The organism is Neobacillus drentensis, from assembly GCF_036966985.1.
Lineage (GTDB): Bacteria > Bacillota > Bacilli > Bacillales > Cytobacillaceae > Neobacillus > Neobacillus drentensis_E.
In genome coordinates, this window is record NZ_JBALSN010000543.1 from 5,614 (window position 1) to 7,618 (window position 2,005).

At 40.9% G+C, this 2,005-nt stretch carries 2 protein-coding genes; one reads left to right on the plus strand and one right to left on the minus strand.

What is annotated here, in order from left to right; genetic code table 11:
- The first annotated feature begins 168 nt into the window (after nt 1-168).
- Complete coding sequence (locus V7659_RS27575; RefSeq protein WP_335543268.1) at nt 169-1,011, plus strand: DegV family protein; 843 nt, start codon at nt 169-171, stop codon at nt 1,009-1,011.
- A gap of 38 nt (nt 1,012-1,049) precedes the next feature.
- Here V7659_RS27575 and V7659_RS27580 read toward each other — a convergent pair.
- Nucleotides 1,050-2,005 (minus strand): MBL fold metallo-hydrolase (locus V7659_RS27580; protein WP_335543269.1); only part of this gene is annotated, 956 nt, incomplete at its 5' end.

The window sequence follows — 2,005 nt, forward strand, 5'->3', positions numbered from 1 at the left end:
GAGGAGGCTCCCCGGCACGCCCGCGGAAAGCGAAGCGCTGGAACGGAAATCAACAGACAAGTTAAACACAGCCTAATTTTAAAAAATCATCAAAAGTGATGTATGTTATTCCTTTCCACTGCACTTAACTGTATAATACAAAGCAGTACTGGTAGGGAAGTGACTGTTTTGAGCAAAATTAAAATTGTAACCGATTCAACAATGGACATGCCATTAGACATGGCCGAAAAACTTGGTATTGTAGTAGTACCATTATCTGTAACAATAAATGGGGAATCCTACTTAGATAGAGTAGAATTAGATCCTGCTGAATATATAGAAATGATGATAAAGTCAGAAGAATTACCGAAAAGTTCGCAACCTTCTGCTGGAACCTTCCTTGAAGTGTACGACCGGCTCGGCGAAGAAGGGTATGAGGTATTATCGATCCACATGACAGGCAAAATGAGTGGTACCGTTCGTTCAGCTGAAAGCGCTGCCCAGATGACGAAAACAAAGGTGACTGTAATTGACTCGATGTTTATTTCGTTGGCGCTTCAGTTCCAGGTCAAGGAAGCAGCGGAAATGGCGAAACAGGGGAACAGTATCGAGGAAATCTTAACACGTCTTGACAAGATACGTGAAAATACCAAACTTTATATTATGGTCGATACGCTTGAAAATATGGTGAAGGGTGGCCGAATCGGTAAAGGAAAGGCCTTTATAGGTTCGTTACTTAATATTAAGCCAATTGCCTCACTTGAAGGGGCTGAATACAACCCCGTTGCAAAGGTTCGAAGTCATACCCAAGTGGTTAAATATTTGGCTAAACAATTTGCAGAAGATGTTAAAGGGAAAACCATACTTGGCGCAGGCATTGTTCATGCCGAAGCAATTCAACTTTCATCAAAACTTAAAGAAGCAATCATGGAATTAACAGGATATCAAAATATCTCCATTGATTATACAGGTCCTACTATTAGTACTCACACGGGACCTGGTACAATCGCATTAATGTATTATACAGAATAGCCAAAAAGGATGGTGCCACATTAAGGCCACCATCCTTTTTATTTACCGTTTACCAACTCCGTGTTTGATAAGGGAATCGAAAGTCCCAGCCTGTCTAAATGCTTGCGAATCCCACTTCGTTCCCAGGTTAAGAGAATGTTATTTTCTAAACTTCTTTTCGGATAAAAAATGCCGACCTTCGTCAGTTCTTCAAAAGTTAATCCTTGTTGGACATATTTCTCAATTGTTTCATCGCGCCGATCAATAATCGAAAGGAATTTCTCCATCGCCAGTTTAAACTCCTGCTTCGAAAATATCCCTTTCTGATGCCCTGTAATATAGGTATCTGCATCAAGTGAAAGCAGGCGTTTGCCTGAAGAAATGAAATCTTCGATATTTCCATCTGTCCCATTATACCAAGGCCCAAAGGCTGTCATATCATAATCCCCAACAAAGGCTATACCTAATTCAGGAAAGTAGGGGCTGGAAAAGCCGCTTGTATGTCCAGGAGTATGTAAAAATATTACCTTTACATCCCCAAAGGCGTAGTTCGTTTCATACTCGTATGTGCCTGAAATTTCCCCAAGATTTTTCACCCATTCCTGAGGAAGCGACTTTTTCCACCGTTCCACACCTTGATGCCCCCATTCCTGATAGACGCCATTTGCTCGTGCAACCCCTTCAATCGTCAGTGACGTTTCAAATTCAATCGGATTAATTATTTTGGTTGCATCGGGAAACAAATGATTGTGAAGTGTATGGTCGGGATGGTAGTGGGTATTAATAATGAGCTCAATCCCGTATTCGCGGTCCACATCCAACAAAGCTTTGGCATCCGCGCCACTATCGATCAACACCTTTTCCGAACAATCAATGAAAAGACTGCGGGAATAAGGGACTTTACTGTAGTTAGTGCCTTCCAAAATCATAATTGGTCCAATTCGCTCCATTCCTATCACCTCAAAGCATTTTTTATCATAAAAGTTACGTAAATTAAATTTATGAATGATTATTC